The sequence below is a fragment of the Mucilaginibacter kameinonensis genome, from assembly GCF_003675385.1.
GTDB classification, from domain to species: domain Bacteria; phylum Bacteroidota; class Bacteroidia; order Sphingobacteriales; family Sphingobacteriaceae; genus Mucilaginibacter; species Mucilaginibacter kameinonensis.
The window spans coordinates 1-15,428 of the sequence record NZ_RCWZ01000009.1 but is presented as its reverse complement, the minus strand read 5'-3'; the positions used below and the strand labels follow the sequence as shown (position 1 = coordinate 15,428).

Sequence of the window (15,428 nt, the reverse complement as noted above, 5' to 3'; positions counted from 1 at the left end):
ATTTGATTAGGTTAGGAAGCAGCAAGAAAAATGTTGTTTTTCTTACTGCAAGATGTGTTTATGTGTATCGTAAACCCCTACGGGTTCCCGAAACACAACACGTTCTTGCCTATCCTAAAATTCATTCGTACCTCATAAATTTTAAAATAGGGGTAGAGAAAAATTCGCAACTCATTTTTCGTAAACCAACTGCATAAGCCTATGGCAAGGAATAAAGGAGGCAGGCCGCCAAAGCATGAAGGCCAAAAAATCAAGCAAGCGCATTTACGATTAACAGAAGATCAGCATAAAAAGCTGATCGAGTTAGAAAAGCAGATCGGAGTAAACCGCACCGACCTTTTTGTAAAACGTGTTTTAGAAAATCAGGATTACATCGTTACACAGGATGTGATCAGACAGCTTGCAAAAGTTGGTGCCGAAATAGGTAAGATAGGCAGTAATATAAACCAGTTGGCTAAACACGCCAACACAGTAATTAAAAATCAAGACTTGCCACCACAGGTTGTTTCCCAGTATAACAGCTTATTAGACCTTCATTCAATCCAAGAAGCTGAACTATATAAAGTGTTAAGGCAAATGTATCGGGTAATGAAAAAATAAATGGTAGCGAAATTCCTGAATAGCAACAGTTCCTTTAATGGAGTAAGCTATAATACAAACAAGATGGATAAGGATAAGGGAGAGTTAATGAAAACTGAAAACTTCGGTTATCTGCAAGGTATTCCAAATGTAATGCCGGAGGAATACAAGAATTATTTACGGTCATGGTCAAATACTAATTCTTCGATAAGGGATAAACAAATGCATCTGGTTTTATCAGCAGAGGGCCGGGAGTATGATAAAGGCCAGTTAACAGATATGGCCGATGCTTTTATGAAAGCAATGGGCTATGGCGAAAATCCTTATATGGTCGTATTTCATAACGATACGGCTAATAATCACGTCCATATTGTCAGCAGTCGGATAGATCATAATGGTGCAAAGATTGATGACTCTTTCGAGCATAAACGCGCTATGGAGGTCATGCAAAGAATTATCAATAACGATATTAAATACGCTACAATCGACCTGGTACAAAAAACCTTTGATTACAGTATTTCGACGGTAGCCCAGTTTAAACTTCTTTTTGAGCAACAAGGTTATTCGGTTTTTTACAACGACAACGGAATGACCTTGCGTAAGTATGATGATATCCAGCAGATCATACCGATGCAAAAGGTTAACTCACTTATTGCAGAGAGTAAAAAGGACGATGGCCGGATGCTTCAACTAAAAGCCATTATCAATAAATATAAGGGCCGCGCCGATGCTACGGTTAATACAGTTTATGAGCCGTCCAAATTCGACCATTTAAAAAAGCCTATCGGTTACACATCCGATTTGTCAAAACTGCTTAAGCAGATGTTTGACATTGACATTGTATATCATGGGAAGGACGGCAAACCACCTTACGGTTATACTATCATAGATCACAAAAGCAATTCTGTTTTTAAAGGCAGTGAAATTATGCCATTGAAAGAATTTATTGATAATACGCTCCTTAAGACACGGCAAACGAAAACCAATGAGCCTATTCGCCTTAAAGTTGATGGGTTCAAAGAAAAGGAAGCCTCTACAAAAATTTTTGGTGGCAGTTTAGGTATGGTTTCTTTTGCTACCATACCCGCCGAAAGGCTGGCCTTAATAAATGTTTTACTTAAATCATCCTTACATGAGTTCAACTTTTTGAATGAAGGACTTAGCTACCACAAAATGGAGCTTCATTCTGATAACAAGGGACTGTTTATTTTGGATAGGAGCAACAATATACTGATTGACGCAAAGCGGGTTTTAAGCCCATCTGATTATGCGTTAATGGCAAGGCGTTCCGGTTTAAGGTTACCGCAAAAAGAAAAAGAACTAATTATTAAAACCGATACCAGTAATGCCTACTCACTAAAGGGCATCCTAAAGAATCATGGTGCCGCGAACTATCAATTTGAAAAGGATGCAAAGCCAAGTTATTTTATTGAACTGCTAAAACAGGACGGAAAGCCAAGAATAGTATGGGGATTAGACCTGGAACGCGCTATACAGGAATCAGGTTATAAAGTTGGCGAACTGGTACAACTTAATTACAAGGGTTATAATGAGGTGCAAATACAAGTTCCTGTTAAAGATGCGGAAGGAGCAACCACACACTATGAAAATAAATTAGTTAAGCGCAATGACTGGGAGGTTTCAGCGCCCGATGAACGATCAGAAACAAGCCGGTTCCAAACCCAAAACGTCAATGATCAGAGCGCAGCTTCATCCGGTGAATCATTGTATCAACAAGAAAGTGCCTTATTAGATGCTATTATAGGTTTTGAGTTAAGTATCGCAGATGATATCGACGATGAACAAATCAACGGCAGAAACAGGCGCAGGGAGAAAAAAGCAAGAATTAACACCAGATAAATCAATTTTATGATAACACTATTCGCAAACCAAAAGGGGGGAGTGGGTAAGTCCACCCTTGCCGTTTTATTCGCAAACTACTTGTCATTAGTACAGAATAAAGAGGTTGTTTTATTTGATATGGACAACCAACGGTCAATCTATAATAAATTTCAAGCTGCACAAGTTTTGGAGAATAAACCCCTGTACGAAGTCGAAGCAGCCGAAATGGAGCAGTTTGCTACTATAAATTCCATCGTCAGGGAAAATGAAAACCTGGTTACTATTTTGGATGTGGCTGGTAATATTGAAAATGACCACCTCATTCCTGTTTTTCAAGGAGTTGATCTGATAATCTGCCCTTTTGCCTATGATGAATTTTCAGTAGGAGCGACTATCGATTTTTCAGAAGTGGTACGTACACTTAACGAAAAAGCAAAAATCATTTTTATACCTAACCGTATCAAAACTAACGTTAAATATGAAACCCTTGAAAGTGTAAATAAGGTACTGTCAAATTTTGGGGCAGTTACAAAGCCTATCCCTGAAAGGATAGACTTCCAGCGCATAACCACTTTTGAAACCCCGCCAAGTATCATTCAGGTTGTGTCTCCGGTATTCGATTTGATTTTTAATGAGTTCATACATAAATATGCGCGGTCATGGGAGAAGGTATAAAATCAATAACCGAGCGTGTACGAAAAGAAAGAGAACAAAGCTTAGTCAGGGGAGCCGGTACAGATGTTGAACAGCCAGCACCCAACAGCCCCCCAGTCGATGAAATTACCGAAAATGGCCGTGCCGAGTTAACCGATCTAATAGGGCAAATAACCTCTGCAAAGGTTTCCGGGCAAACTAAAATGTTAATCAGGTTTGATGATAAACATATGCCCATACTTAATATGCTTCAACCGGCTTTAAAAGTCAACGTAGTGCAGTTTGTCAATTTTTCAATTGAATACTTTTTTGAAGCACATCCCGAAATTAAAACATTAATGAAGAACGCAATTAAAAATTCACTTAAAGAAATATAACTATGAATTGGTCAAAGTTTACAATCATACTGATAGTCGCCTATGTGGCATACTATGGGTTTAACATCATACTTGATTTAATCAAAAGCAAAAATGTACGCCCGGTATCTACCGATGGTGATGTGCTCACCTTTAGCGAAGATGTACAATCTATCCCAGTTGAACATCAAGAAGAACAAGCCGTAATTCCAATATCAACTTTTGATGATGATTTAGAAAACGGCAGTCTAAGCGCTGTTTGGGAAAGAGAAGAACAAGACACCGAGGAATTAAATATTGTTTCGCATAACATAAATAACTCCACAGGCGGCATTACCCAAATGTCCGAAGTCATCAAGCTTGCGCAAACTAATACAATTGATTATAAACGCTCCCTTGTTTTTTAGCTATGAGAAATTATAAAAAAATCCACTTTATCAGGGCTGCTACATTGACAGCCCTTTTTTGTTGCCTTACAATTTCATTGTTAGCCCAAGAGCCACCGGGTATTCAAGAATTTGGCGATGCAACACGAATGGTAAAAAGCCAATATCATGCTTTAACCGCAACGGCCTCAATACTCGGTGCCATTTTTGGCTTGGTCGGCGGGTTGAGGGTTTATAATAATTGGCAATCAGGTAAACATCATATAGATGCCCAGGTAATGGGTTGGTTAGGCGCATTTATATTTCTTCAATTAATCGCTGTCATAATTGGTGGTATATACGGCATTTGACATAATGCTATCATACCGAGGCCGGAGCATCCGCAGACCAGGCCCGCCCACATTCTAAATTGATAGCAAAATTTCAAACCGGCTTGCAGATCCTCAGCTCATTTTGATAGCATTTTGTTTGGCTGCAGCCAACCAGGTTCAAACTAATTGATAGCGAAAGGCTATCATCAACTTCACAATCCACAAATTTTATTCAATAAGTATTATTCAATTTTTTAATCCATTAATTTTTATCTGTTATGAAAATCTCTAAAAAAGTAAAACAAGCATTCGCAGTTGCAACCTTAATCGCAGTATCTGCAAGTCAATCAATGGCACAGGATGGTGTTACCGGCATTAACGCCGCCAATACCTCATTACGTCAATACGTTGACCCGATATCTACGCTTTGTCTTGCAATCGGGGCGGTTGTTGGTATTATCGGCGGTGTCCGCGTCTACGTGAAATGGAATAGTGGTGACCAAGACATTAACAAGGAACTTATGGGCTGGGGTGGTTCTTGCCTATTCTTAGTACTGGTTGGTGTTATCATCAAGGCATTCTTCGGTGTGTAATGGCAAAGCAATTCAACATTTATCGGGGGCTTCAAAAGCCCCTGATTTATCGTGGTTTTCAAGGAAAATTCATCGGATGGGGTATAGCGTCCCTGATCATTAGTTTGGTAGCAGGTGGAGTAGTAGGCAGCTTAACCAGTATGGCCTATGGAGGACTTATTTGCGTGGGGGGCTTTGCCGGAGGGCTTTTTTTTACCGCCCAACAGCAAAAGAAGGGGCTACACTTTAAAACAAGGCATACAGGAATATTCAAGTTAGGTACTGATTTTAGAAAATTGAGAAATGGCACAAAAACGTAAAACAGAGTTCACTTTACCATATTTTGGTATTGATGAAAGTGGGTTATATCCCACCTTATATAATCTAAAAGGCGATTATTCGGTAATATTCAGGCTTAATAATCCTGTTCTTCAATATTCAGCCGACCCAGGCGCATACGACAGTTCGCATCAACTATTCGTAAACATGACAAAAATTTTGGGTGAAGGGTATGTGATACAAAAACAAGATGTTTTAACCAAAAAAATTTATAATAAAGCAGATAGCACGGAATATTTACAGCAGAAATATGACGAGCATTTTAACGGTAGGGAATATACTGACCTCACTACCTACCTTGTCATTACGCGCAAGGCTAAGCGAGGTTCTTTTTATACTTACAATAAGAAAAACTATACTGATTTCGAGCAAAATATTGGAAAGTTGGACGACCTGCTTAAAAGGAACAACTTACAACCTCAACTCTTAACCAGGAACGAAATTGATCTTTACGTGAAACGTATACTTAGTATGAATTTTAGTACTAACCATGTTTCACTCAATAATATGCGCGCTACAGATGTGGAAATTCAAATGGGCGACAAAGCCGTGCGCAGCGTCCCACTTGTGAATATTGATACCATTGATTTACCCGAAAAGGTTTCAACCCATATCGAGCGAAACGACAAAGACACTTTAAAGGGTTTCCCCATTGACACGATGGGCTTATTATACAGTGTGCCCTTATATCAAACCATCGTATATAATCAGATAATTGATATACCTGCTCAAAACATTACACAACGAAAGTTAGAACTTAAAAAAAAGCGACATTCAGGTATTCCCGACCCCGCAAATTTGATGTGCGTAGAGGATATTGATAACCTTTTGGTAGATATAGCCAGGGAAAACCAAATGCTTGTGTACTGCCACTTCAATATTTTAGTATGCGCATCACTGGATAATATCCAACAAACTTGTAATTATATTGAAAGTTCACTATTTCAACAAGGCATCATCCCCAACAAAAACGCCTACAATCAAATGGAACTGTTCAGAACGGCATTGCCTGGCAATACGGTAGAGTTAGAGGATTACGACTTATTCTTGACGACAGCAGATGCAGCCCTTTGTTTTTTTTTTAAAGAAGCCCTAAGTAAAGATGAAGTGAGTGGCTTTCAAATTCGCTTTACTGATAGACAGGGCATACCAGTCGCTATTGACCCCGCAGATTTGCCGATGCGAACAAATAGGATTAATAATAGAAACAAGTTCGTGCTTGGCCCCAGTGGTTCCGGCAAATCGTTTTTTATGAATGCCCTGATTGAACAGTATTGCATGTATAACTACTCTCCAAACCCTAAATGGTTAATGGACGTTGTAATTGTTGATGTTGGACACTCATATTCCGGTTTATGCGCCTATTATAACGGTAAATACATCACCTATACCGATGAAAAGCCTATTACGATGAACCCTTTTGCAATCAGTGAAGGCGAATACAACATTGAAAAGAAAGATTTTCTAAAGACCCTAATTAGCCTCTTATGGAAAGGTGCAGATGGCACCGTAAATCAGGTTGAAAGTGACGTAATCGCACAAGTAATATCATCCTATTACAGCAATTACTTTACAAAGCCACTTTTTGCAGATATTTCCGATGCCGAAATTAATGCGATTTACGATCAGGTAAAGGCAGAGATGGATAGTACCGACTATTCAATCCGGGCGAAGGAGTTAGTAGAAAAGGATATTGAATATATGAAAAGCAAAGCCCAGGAATTGACTAACAATTTTGTCGGCAGCGATGATGACAAAGTAACCTTCTATGAGGCGGAATATAACCGACTTTACAAGGAAAACCTGGACGATACCATTGAATGGCTAAGGGATGCCGATGTAGATCAATTGCAATCTGAACGTTATCATGAAGCAACACAAAAAGCAAAAGAAGAATTTAAAAGGAAGAACGTTGTTGAGTTAAACTTTAATTCCTTTTATGATTTCGCCTTATACAAAATTCCCGAAATCAAAAAGCAAGAAAATATCCCTTTTGATGTTGACGAGTTCCGGTTTGTTTTAAAGAAGTTTTACAAGGGCGGTGAGTTTGAAGCGATATTAAACGAGGAAGCAGATAGTTCCCTATTCACCGAACCATTTGTTGTTTTTGAAATAGACAGTATAAAAGAGCACAAAACCTTGTTTCCAATCGTAACGCTCATAATAATGGATGTTTTTATTCAAAAAATGCGTTTCCGAACCGAGCAGCGAAAGGCTTTAATTATAGAAGAAGCGTGGAAGGCCATCGCTTCGCCGCTTATGGGCGGCTACATTTTATACCTGTACAAAACAGTGAGAAAGTTTTGGGGTGAGGCCATTGTGGTGACACAGGAACTGGGCGACATTATCGGCAATACAGTAGTTAAGGATAGTATTATAAATAACTCCGATACTACCATGTTGTTAGATCAATCAAAGTTCAAAGACAACTTTGATGAAATCGCAAAATTACTGTCTATCAATACCCATGAGCGTAAGAAAATATTAACGATTAACCAACTGGATAACCAAGCAAATAGAGGCAGGTTTAAAGAGGTTTATATCAGAAGGGGCGCAACTGGTGAAGTTTACGGCGTAGAAGTTGCCCTTGAACAATATTTGATATACACAACGGAAAAGCCTGAAAAGAGGGCCGTTGAATTTTACAGTAATTTTTACGGAAGCTACCGGGATGGCATTAATAATTTTGTGAAGGACTTAAAGCAATCAGGATTAAAACTACCCGACTTTTTCAATAAGGTTAACAGCTTACGTAGGCCAATCTTCGAGCAGCCCAAAGGCGAAGTACTACAATTAGTTAGTTAATCATAATCCATTTATTTATGAAAGCAAAAATTTTATTAATGCTTTTACTATGTCTTATAGGAAGCATTGTTAAAGCCCAGGTACTCTATGTTGACCCGGTAACTTCCGCTGCCCAGGTAGCGCATGCTGCAATTATAAATTCCCAGTTAAACACCACGAAAGACAAGTTAACACTTGTTGAGCAGGGGCAGCTTGCCGTTACCGGCCAGTTAGGGATAGTGAATGATATGCAATCAAAAATTTACAAGGGGCTTTCGCAGGTATCTTCAATTCTAACGAACCTGGCAGATGTTCAGGAAATATCAAGAATCACCATCGGCATGACAGATGATATCAACAAGGGGTTAGCCGTTGCAGCAAAAAACCCAGTATTGCTTGTGTTTGCCCAAGAACAGGCCAATTATTTTTATACACGTGCTGCAAAATTAGCTTTAGAGGTCAGCGAGTTTGCCTTGAAAGGTGGAGGTGACAACCTGATGGATAGCGGGGAACGCGCAAAACTCGTAAATAAAGTGTTGACCGAAATGCTAATCCTAAGATCATTGACCTATGGCATGTACCGGGCAATGTATTACGCCCAAATGCGAGGTGTGTTGCGTTCACTAAACCCTTTCCAGGGCTATGTAAATATCGATCAGCAGATCATGGATGATATACTTAATAAACGCAAGTACTTAAAATAATGCCGTATGAAACGAATTATATTTATGTTGCTTGTGGGGGGTATCTCTCTACAGGCTAAGGCGCAGTTGAATGTGCCTTTATTGCACCAATTGGTTGACAATAGCCAAACAGAAAACAAAAAGCAAATTGCTGCCAAAGATGAACAGGGAAAATCAACCGCCATCGAAGCGAGCAACCGCAGCTTAACCACAACCTTAAAATCCAAATATAGAACGTTACAGGAGCGCTTCGCCAAAATGAGTATTGTTTTTGATGCTGCAAATATTGGAATCAGCGCTACCCCCCTTGTAAAAGAAATTATCAAACAGCAACAGGTAATCGTTACCTACGCTCAAAGCGACCCGGTATTAATACCCGTTGCTATGGATAGTGAGGTCATTTTTGTACAACGGGCAAATTCACTTGTTAATTATCTAATCGGGTTGTGTGCTACCATTGGCGACATCAACCAAATGAAGGTAAGCGACCGCCGGATTTTGTTTCAATTTATCATTGACGAATTAAAGACTATATCTTATTTGTCAGGCGGTGTGGCCCGGTCATTACAAGCAGCAGTTATTAAAAGCCGAGGCACAGACCCGTTTTCGGGGTACGTTAATCAGGAAATGGGCATTGTCAACCAAATAATGGCTAATGCCAAAACCCTTGCCAAATGAAGCCGGTGTATCTACTCATAGTTTCGCTTTTCTGGGTAAAAGTCAGCTATAGCCAAAGAATCGTTTTTGACCCTGGGCATTTGGAAATTGTTAATTCAAACGCAGCCACAAGGCTTGCCGCCGAAATAAATTACCATAATTCACTTGAACAAATCCACAAAAACACGGACGATATTGCTGTTAATCTTTCAAGTGTGGCATTGGTTCAAACCATGATACACCGCTCTTTAACGGAGGTTAACGAGGCGTTAAAAGATGGCATCCAAATTAAGCAATTGAGCACCCTGATCAGCAGCATAACAAAATATAGCAATCAGGCACTTGATTTGGCAAAGGATAATCCCGAATTAATGTTGTTCGCCCAGTCTGCAACACAACAAATGAGAGACAGGGGAATCAAAATCGTTACCGAAGTTTCAACAGTAGTCTTACAGCAAAAAGAGGAACTAATGATGAATTATAATGTTCGGGATGAACTCATACGAAAGGTCGTCAATGAATTACAAATAATGAATGCCCTTGCGTATGGAATATGGCAAAATATGTATTGGGCAAAAGAGCGCGGAATCATTAAAAGCCTTAACCCCTATCGCCAATACGTATCAAAAGATGATGCCATCATGGATGATATATTACGCAAACGTCAAATCATAAAGTAATGAACAAATCTATCTATCTACTCATATTGTTTGCAGGAATCGGCTATTCCTGCTTTGGTCAAGGGATAATACATGATCAGGCAATTATCAATCAGGAAGAGCGAATGGTATATAAGCAATGGGATAAAAACAAGTTTACACCTGAATTTAAATGGTATAAACCAAATTCCTATTATGCTTATTCGCTCACATGGTTGCTACACCTTGGCTATAAGAATGGGCCGGATTTACGCCCGCTTCGTGCCGGTGGTGAACAAACCCAACGGCTTGCTTTGGCAGCGGCCATGCAGGTTACGAATAACTATTATAAAAAGGAATCCGACACCTTAAGAAATACTGCTATTGCGGAGTTCGCAAACTACTCTGGCACCGTTTCAGCAACAGACCCACTATACATACTTTTCTATAAAAAAGAGTTATCCCCTTTAGATGATATTGTAGGAAATGCCTTTAAAGACGTACCGGCTAATGTCATTCAATATATGGCTGAAAGTGGCGCATATAATTGGTACTTAACAGAAATGAACAGCTTGAAAGAGCGATATGAAAATGCAAAGCGAGTTGATATCGACCGGGGACAGCGCATTTTATTGTATCACCGCATTATGTTGGAGCATAGAAAGCTGGCCGACAACTGGAAGTATAAGCTATCAATGGCGGAAACGATGTTGGATTACCAGGCCAAAATGAAAAATAAAAACCAAAATGCCGGTGATCTTTTTAGCGGCTCAACAAAAAGCGAGGATGATCGAATGAACGAAATATTAAAAAACCGTAAAACACTTAAGCCATGAAGAAAAAGTATATAATGTTACTTATCCTGATAGTCGGGGTATTTTTTAGTTTGGGTGTAAAAGCGCAAACGCCTGTCCCGCCTGATCAGTACAAGGATGCAATTGGCTTCCTACAGGGAAACGATGTTTACGACCGGCCAGTAATGAAGTTTTTTGAAGGAATGCGTGATTATGCCTTTGGTAACTTTGCGGCTTTTATCTATGATGCACAGGGGTTAGCATGTATTTTTATGCTAATGTTTTTCTCTATAAAATCATATGAAATGATGTCTGGTGATAAGCAGTTAGAAATAATGCCGCTTTTGAGGCCATTTGGTTTGATGATGGTTATCATGTGGTGGGGTGTTTTTTGTAGAGTGCTTGCCTACCCTACCGACTTAGTTGCTGCAAAGGCCGAGGCCATGTTTGGAGAACAACAGGACGAAATTAACGCCATGCGGCTTGAAAGGGCAGGACTGATGATACAGGTAGGCGATCAATTAATGACCTTTCAGGCGAAAACAGAAATAGCAGCGGACGAGGCTAAAGACACCAATCAGGGCGTGGGTAAGCAAATAGTTGAAAGTGTTAAAGGTTTCTTTGCCGATAACATCTATAACCCCATCGTTGAAATGAAAATCCGAATGCAAACCAGCTTACAATTATTGGTTACACAGGCTTTGGAATTAATCGCGATATGGATTTTGCGAATTTGCGTTTATATCGTTTTTATGCTGCAAATTATCTACTCTACAGTCTTAGTTATACTTGGGCCGTTTTCTGTAGCTGTAAGCGTTTTACCGGCCTATAGGGATGCATTTAGCACATGGGTTGCCCGTTTTATATCCGTTAATTTGTATGTAGGAGTAGCGTATCTAATCCTTTATATAGTTGGAATGCTTCAAAAATATTCCCTCGGCGTAGAAATCGATAAGTATAAATCCTTAACGGGAACAACCGGTGATGCAATGGAAAAGATGGCATGGTTTGCCGGTAATGGGATTTTGAGTTTTGGGCTTGTTATCGTTGCTTTTTTAGTCGGCGCAATTGCCATTACTACAGTACCAAGTATCAGTACCTGGATTATTTCTACTTCCGGTATTTCTTCTGCAACATCTACCGCAGCGCGAACCGGCTCACAAGTTGCCCGAATTGCTTCCAAAGCAATTTTAAAATAATGCTTTAACATAAACACATTCAAAGGCTTGATTTATCAAGCCTTTTTTATTTAATCGAAATTTTATGCTAATCAAAAACATAGAGAATAAAATAAGGCTGTCCTTATTTATTGCCCTCGGAAGCTTTGCTACTTCCATCATAATATGCGTTGTGGTCTGTATTTCTTCTTATAAGCAAGTAAGCAACGCGCGTCAGAGTATTTACATATTGGACAACAATGTCCCCATTTTGGCAAAGCAAACCAATATGCAGTTGAATCGGCCTGCTGAATACCGGGCAAGTATTGATTTATTTCATTCAATATTTTTTTCTCTCACACCTGATGACAAATTTATTGAATATCAAATGAAGCGGGCTATGTACCTGGTTGACGAATCAGGGATGTTGCAATACAACAACCTTAAAGAAAAAGGATTTTTTAACTCAATTCTATCTTCCAGTTCAGTTTTAACTATACAGACCGATAGCATTCAGCTTGATATGATTAATAAGCGCTTTGTCTATTACGGTAAGCAGGTCATCGACCGAAGAAGTTCAACCGTCACAAGATCACTTATCACGACCGGTAACCTTAAAGATATACCGCGCAGCGATAATAATTCGCATGGGGTTTTAATTACAAACTGGAAAACACTTGAAAATAAAGACTTAAGCAATGTTCAGAAAAATCAGTTCTAATGTTGACCCTGATGCAACAGTTGCAAAGGAGATACGCCGGGAGTTTGGGCAATACTTTGACCAGGCAGCAGCTAACCGGAATAGATTTTTACAGGCTTATCCGAACCAAATTTTTATTGGAATGGTTGTGATGATCGTTCTTTCAGGCATAATATGCTTTTTGGTTTTTACGCCCAGTCAAAGGCAGAAAGAAAAAATGCCTGATGTATTAAAAGGAACCACACATGTAGGCAATGAGGTTTCTACCGGTGTAGGGCAGATCATTGACCTGGGCACAAGGATATCTAATTTGAACGACTTGCGAAAGCAGGTCGAGGTAGTGTTGAAAAAGCCCAAATTATCCCATGATGATACGCTCTTTTTAGAAAAAGCTATTCAACAGTTGGAACCAACCATGAGAAGTAAAACCCTTAATCAAAAGAAGTGATGACAATAGATTTTAAAAAACCAAAGTATATCATTCCATTAATTATACTGCCATTTGTTTTCCTTTTCAACTTTTGCGCTCTATCCTTTACGAAGGAAAAGGGCAAGGTGGTTGAAAATAAACCCGAATTACAATCGAACGTTGCAGGCGTTTCGGATGATATAAAAAAGAAGGATTTAGCTGATAAGCTTGATGCTTTTAAAGATCAATATAAAAAAGGGGATGGGTATACCGCCGTAAATCCATTAGACGAAGACCCTACAGCTACCACAGACTTGAAGGGCCACTATAACGAACGCGAGAAATACGTCCTGGACAGTGTAGAGGCCGCATATAAACAAAAGTATAATACACCGGTGTCATCGGGCCGTAGTGGTTATTCAGGCAGAGGGCGAAATGCCATCCCGCAAAGCATGTCAGCATATGAAAATCGGGACAACGGCAATTCATTAAGTAAAGAAGATAAAGAATTGGCTAATGCCTTATCTAATTTAAAAGGCACAGGAGGCACAGGCCATCCACAACCGAGCGCACCATCTGCTAAAGAAAAATACGACGATCCAATGTCTTTATTCCGGGAGCAAATGAAGGTAATTGATAGCGTTGGAAAGGCGAACGACCCCGAATATAAAGCCCAAAAACAAAAAGAGGAATTACTAAATAAAGTCGATAAGGAAGTAGTGAAGCTGCCTAAACTTGATGTTGCTAAAGCCTCTAATTTAAACGATGCGTTTAATACGGTTCAAGTTGAGAAAAAGAATGATTTTATCAAGGCGATCATAGATCAGACTGTAACTGGCTATGCCGGTTCAAGGGTGCGTATCAGGTTATTGGAGGATATCAAGGCCGGAAAACACTTGATAAAGAAAGGCACCTACATCTATGCACTCATATCGGGGTTTGATGCCCAACGGGTAAAACTAACCGTAACCTCTGTTATGACCGAAGATAAAATATTGCCGGTCAAATTAGAACTCTATGATTTAGACGGTATGCAGGGGTTATATGTACCCGCATCTGCTTTTCGAGCATTCACTAAGGAAGTTAGCGACTTGGGTTCAAGTATTCAGATGCAGCAAGACCCATCAAGTGCAAATCAACTTTACATGAGCGCCCTTTCAAAGTTATTTACTTCAACATCTACAGCGGTATCAAAGCTTATCCGACAAAACAAAGCGAAGTTAAAATACAGCACGTTCGTGTACTTAATTGACCCTGACGAATTAAAAGAAAAACAACAAACCTATTAATGCAAAGCCACATGAAAAAGATACTTATATTATTATCAATCGTTTCCCTTTTAGCTTCTAAAGGCTACTCACAGGAAAAAATCAAGGACGGCACCTTACAAAAGAGTAAGCTTAAAAAGATTTATATAACAGACGGTGTATCATTGCATTTTGTCTCACCCGAGCCAATCCAATACGCGGATATTTCCACCAAAAGCATGTTGGGCGACCTGCCCGTTAAAAACGTTTTACGTTTAAAATTTATACCTGATAGTATTAAGCAATACGGCTTCGTTAACCGCAGCCTGGGGATAGTTACCGTTGTCGGTGAAAAGTTCATTGGTCAATACGATGTGTGGTATACAAACAACCAGGATAGCGTTCAGACGCAGATAGAAATTCAGCCACAAAACACCAATCCGTTAGATGTCGGCAACATTACTATGTCACAAAACGATCTTCATAATTATGCTTTACAAGCATTAAAGCAAGGTACGAAAACACATGCAATCCGTTCGTCAGCCTACGGAATGGATGCCCAGGTGAATAACATATATACTGTAGACGATTATGTTTTTATTGATGTGACGTACACAAATAATACTAATCTTAAATACGATGTGGACGAGTTCAGGTTTAAGATCGATGATAAGCGCATTACCAAGGCTACAAACGTACAATCGGTTGAAATTAAACCAGCTTATCAGCTTTATGATAAATCAGCATTTAAAAGAAAATACCGTAACGTTTTTGCATTCAAAAAATTCACATTTCCAGATAACAAAGTTTTAGCTATTGAACTTACGGAAAAACAAATTTCAGGCCGTGTGATCACCTTACAGCTTGATTATTCAGATGTACTTAACGCAGATACCCTATAATGAAAAAGGTATTATTTTTTGCCTTTATGTTTATGGCAGCCATAAATGTTAGGGCGCAGAACGGCACAAAATTTTTCAGCTTGCAAGGCGGTTGGGTCGCTAAAAACGCTTATACCGGTACGATCAGCTTTGATATCAGTACGAGGTATTTTAATCAAAATGAAATTTTTGGTGAATACTACCAAAATTACAAGAACCATGATATTAAAACTATTATGGGGGGATTTGTCCTTAAGCCCGTTTTGTTTAGAAGTGGCAATACGGCAGTCAGATTTAGGCTCGGAGCGGGCCTCGGTTCGACAACTCAAAAGTTTGTTGCAGCCCCGCAGCTTGGTTTAGAATACGCGCAGAGTATTGGCAAAGGCTTTGACCTTTTATTAACAAACAGAAATCAGGTTTTATTTTGGGGCGACCACCG

19 protein-coding genes are annotated in these 15,428 nt (G+C 39.4%); all 19 read left to right on the top strand.

Annotation, left to right across the window (positions count from 1 at the left end):
* The first annotated feature begins 201 nt into the window (after positions 1-201).
* Entirely contained in the window at positions 202-600 is a 399-nt protein-coding gene (locus tag EAH55_RS30175) for a plasmid mobilization protein (RefSeq protein ID WP_121812969.1), read from the top strand.
* Entirely contained in the window at positions 601-2,439 is a 1,839-nt protein-coding gene (locus tag EAH55_RS30170; protein ID WP_121812968.1) for a relaxase/mobilization nuclease domain-containing protein, read from the top strand.
* 9 nt (positions 2,440-2,448) lie between these two features.
* Positions 2,449-3,096: a ParA family protein gene (locus EAH55_RS30165; RefSeq protein ID WP_121812967.1), complete on the top strand. Its 648-nt coding sequence runs from the start codon at positions 2,449-2,451 to the stop codon at positions 3,094-3,096.
* Entirely contained in the window at positions 3,081-3,452 is a 372-nt protein-coding gene (locus EAH55_RS30160) for a hypothetical protein (RefSeq protein ID WP_121812966.1), read from the top strand. Before EAH55_RS30165 ends, EAH55_RS30160 begins: the two co-directional genes overlap by 16 nt.
* Before the next feature lie 2 nt (positions 3,453-3,454).
* On the top strand, positions 3,455-3,838 hold the full coding sequence (locus EAH55_RS30155; RefSeq protein ID WP_121812965.1) for a hypothetical protein: 384 nt from the start codon (positions 3,455-3,457) through the stop codon (positions 3,836-3,838).
* Between the two features lie 2 nt (positions 3,839-3,840).
* The gene (locus EAH55_RS30150; RefSeq protein WP_121812964.1) at positions 3,841-4,167 is read left to right on the top strand and encodes a DUF4134 family protein; all 327 of its coding nucleotides are present in this window, start codon (positions 3,841-3,843) and stop codon (positions 4,165-4,167) included.
* Positions 4,168-4,406: 239 nt separating this feature from the next.
* A complete protein-coding gene (locus EAH55_RS30145; protein ID WP_121812963.1) occupies positions 4,407-4,721 on the top strand; it encodes a DUF4134 domain-containing protein in 315 nt (104 codons plus the stop codon).
* On the top strand, positions 4,721-5,020 hold the full coding sequence (locus EAH55_RS30140; RefSeq protein WP_121812962.1) for a DUF4133 domain-containing protein: 300 nt from the start codon (positions 4,721-4,723) through the stop codon (positions 5,018-5,020). The genes EAH55_RS30145 and EAH55_RS30140 overlap by 1 nt, the downstream gene beginning before the upstream one ends.
* Positions 5,021-5,186: 166 nt before the next feature.
* A complete protein-coding gene (locus tag EAH55_RS31380; protein ID WP_162997110.1) occupies positions 5,187-7,844 on the top strand; it encodes a TraG/VirB4 family ATPase in 2,658 nt (885 codons plus the stop codon).
* A 17-nt stretch (positions 7,845-7,861) separates the two neighbouring features.
* A complete protein-coding gene (locus EAH55_RS30130) occupies positions 7,862-8,527 on the top strand; it encodes a hypothetical protein (RefSeq protein ID WP_244228407.1) in 666 nt (221 codons plus the stop codon).
* 6 nt (positions 8,528-8,533) lie between these two features.
* Positions 8,534-9,184, top strand: coding sequence for a hypothetical protein (locus EAH55_RS30125; RefSeq protein ID WP_162997109.1), 651 nt, complete (start codon positions 8,534-8,536; stop codon positions 9,182-9,184).
* Complete coding sequence (locus EAH55_RS30120) at positions 9,181-9,843, top strand: hypothetical protein (RefSeq protein ID WP_121812959.1); 663 nt, start codon at positions 9,181-9,183, stop codon at positions 9,841-9,843. Before EAH55_RS30125 ends, EAH55_RS30120 begins: the two co-directional genes overlap by 4 nt.
* The gene (locus EAH55_RS30115) at positions 9,843-10,637 is read left to right on the top strand and encodes a hypothetical protein (RefSeq protein WP_121812958.1); all 795 of its coding nucleotides are present in this window, start codon (positions 9,843-9,845) and stop codon (positions 10,635-10,637) included. The genes EAH55_RS30120 and EAH55_RS30115 overlap by 1 nt, the downstream gene beginning before the upstream one ends.
* The gene (locus tag EAH55_RS30110) at positions 10,634-11,794 is read left to right on the top strand and encodes a plasmid transfer protein (protein WP_121812957.1); all 1,161 of its coding nucleotides are present in this window, start codon (positions 10,634-10,636) and stop codon (positions 11,792-11,794) included. The genes EAH55_RS30115 and EAH55_RS30110 overlap by 4 nt, the downstream gene beginning before the upstream one ends.
* Before the next feature lie 64 nt (positions 11,795-11,858).
* On the top strand, positions 11,859-12,473 hold the full coding sequence (gene traK, locus EAH55_RS30105) for a conjugative transposon protein TraK (RefSeq protein WP_121812956.1): 615 nt from the start codon (positions 11,859-11,861) through the stop codon (positions 12,471-12,473).
* The gene (locus tag EAH55_RS30100) at positions 12,451-12,900 is read left to right on the top strand and encodes a hypothetical protein (protein WP_121812955.1); all 450 of its coding nucleotides are present in this window, start codon (positions 12,451-12,453) and stop codon (positions 12,898-12,900) included. The genes traK and EAH55_RS30100 overlap by 23 nt, the downstream gene beginning before the upstream one ends.
* Positions 12,900-14,150 (top strand): conjugative transposon protein TraM, encoded by a 1,251-nt coding sequence (gene traM, locus EAH55_RS30095; protein ID WP_121812954.1) that lies wholly within the window; start codon positions 12,900-12,902, stop codon positions 14,148-14,150. Before EAH55_RS30100 ends, traM begins: the two co-directional genes overlap by 1 nt.
* Positions 14,151-14,161: 11 nt before the next feature.
* On the top strand, positions 14,162-15,010 hold the full coding sequence (gene traN, locus EAH55_RS30090; protein WP_121813030.1) for a conjugative transposon protein TraN: 849 nt from the start codon (positions 14,162-14,164) through the stop codon (positions 15,008-15,010).
* Positions 15,010-15,428: hypothetical protein (locus EAH55_RS30085; RefSeq protein ID WP_162997108.1), on the top strand; the 419-nt coding region annotated here is incomplete at its 3' end. The genes traN and EAH55_RS30085, both read left to right, overlap by 1 nt.

What these genes read in the sequence shown, in the direction of transcription:
- EAH55_RS30175 (WP_121812969.1), top strand. Translation starts at nt 202, where the DNA reads ATGGCAAGGAATAAAGGAGGCAGGCCGCCAAAGCATGAAGGCCAAAAA.
- EAH55_RS30170 (WP_121812968.1), top strand. Translation starts at nt 601, where the DNA reads ATGGTAGCGAAATTCCTGAATAGCAACAGTTCCTTTAATGGAGTAAGC.
- EAH55_RS30165 (WP_121812967.1), top strand. Translation starts at nt 2,449, where the DNA reads ATGATAACACTATTCGCAAACCAAAAGGGGGGAGTGGGTAAGTCCACC.
- EAH55_RS30160 (WP_121812966.1), top strand. Translation starts at nt 3,081, where the DNA reads ATGGGAGAAGGTATAAAATCAATAACCGAGCGTGTACGAAAAGAAAGA.
- EAH55_RS30155 (WP_121812965.1), top strand. Translation starts at nt 3,455, where the DNA reads ATGAATTGGTCAAAGTTTACAATCATACTGATAGTCGCCTATGTGGCA.
- EAH55_RS30150 (WP_121812964.1), top strand. Translation starts at nt 3,841, where the DNA reads ATGAGAAATTATAAAAAAATCCACTTTATCAGGGCTGCTACATTGACA.
- EAH55_RS30145 (WP_121812963.1), top strand. Translation starts at nt 4,407, where the DNA reads ATGAAAATCTCTAAAAAAGTAAAACAAGCATTCGCAGTTGCAACCTTA.
- EAH55_RS30140 (WP_121812962.1), top strand. Translation starts at nt 4,721, where the DNA reads ATGGCAAAGCAATTCAACATTTATCGGGGGCTTCAAAAGCCCCTGATT.
- EAH55_RS31380 (WP_162997110.1), top strand. Translation starts at nt 5,187, where the DNA reads ATGACAAAAATTTTGGGTGAAGGGTATGTGATACAAAAACAAGATGTT.
- EAH55_RS30130 (WP_244228407.1), top strand. Translation starts at nt 7,862, where the DNA reads ATGAAAGCAAAAATTTTATTAATGCTTTTACTATGTCTTATAGGAAGC.
- EAH55_RS30125 (WP_162997109.1), top strand. Translation starts at nt 8,534, where the DNA reads ATGAAACGAATTATATTTATGTTGCTTGTGGGGGGTATCTCTCTACAG.
- EAH55_RS30120 (WP_121812959.1), top strand. Translation starts at nt 9,181, where the DNA reads ATGAAGCCGGTGTATCTACTCATAGTTTCGCTTTTCTGGGTAAAAGTC.
- EAH55_RS30115 (WP_121812958.1), top strand. Translation starts at nt 9,843, where the DNA reads ATGAACAAATCTATCTATCTACTCATATTGTTTGCAGGAATCGGCTAT.
- EAH55_RS30110 (WP_121812957.1), top strand. Translation starts at nt 10,634, where the DNA reads ATGAAGAAAAAGTATATAATGTTACTTATCCTGATAGTCGGGGTATTT.
- traK (WP_121812956.1), top strand. Translation starts at nt 11,859, where the DNA reads ATGCTAATCAAAAACATAGAGAATAAAATAAGGCTGTCCTTATTTATT.
- EAH55_RS30100 (WP_121812955.1), top strand. Translation starts at nt 12,451, where the DNA reads ATGTTCAGAAAAATCAGTTCTAATGTTGACCCTGATGCAACAGTTGCA.
- traM (WP_121812954.1), top strand. Translation starts at nt 12,900, where the DNA reads ATGACAATAGATTTTAAAAAACCAAAGTATATCATTCCATTAATTATA.
- traN (WP_121813030.1), top strand. Translation starts at nt 14,162, where the DNA reads ATGAAAAAGATACTTATATTATTATCAATCGTTTCCCTTTTAGCTTCT.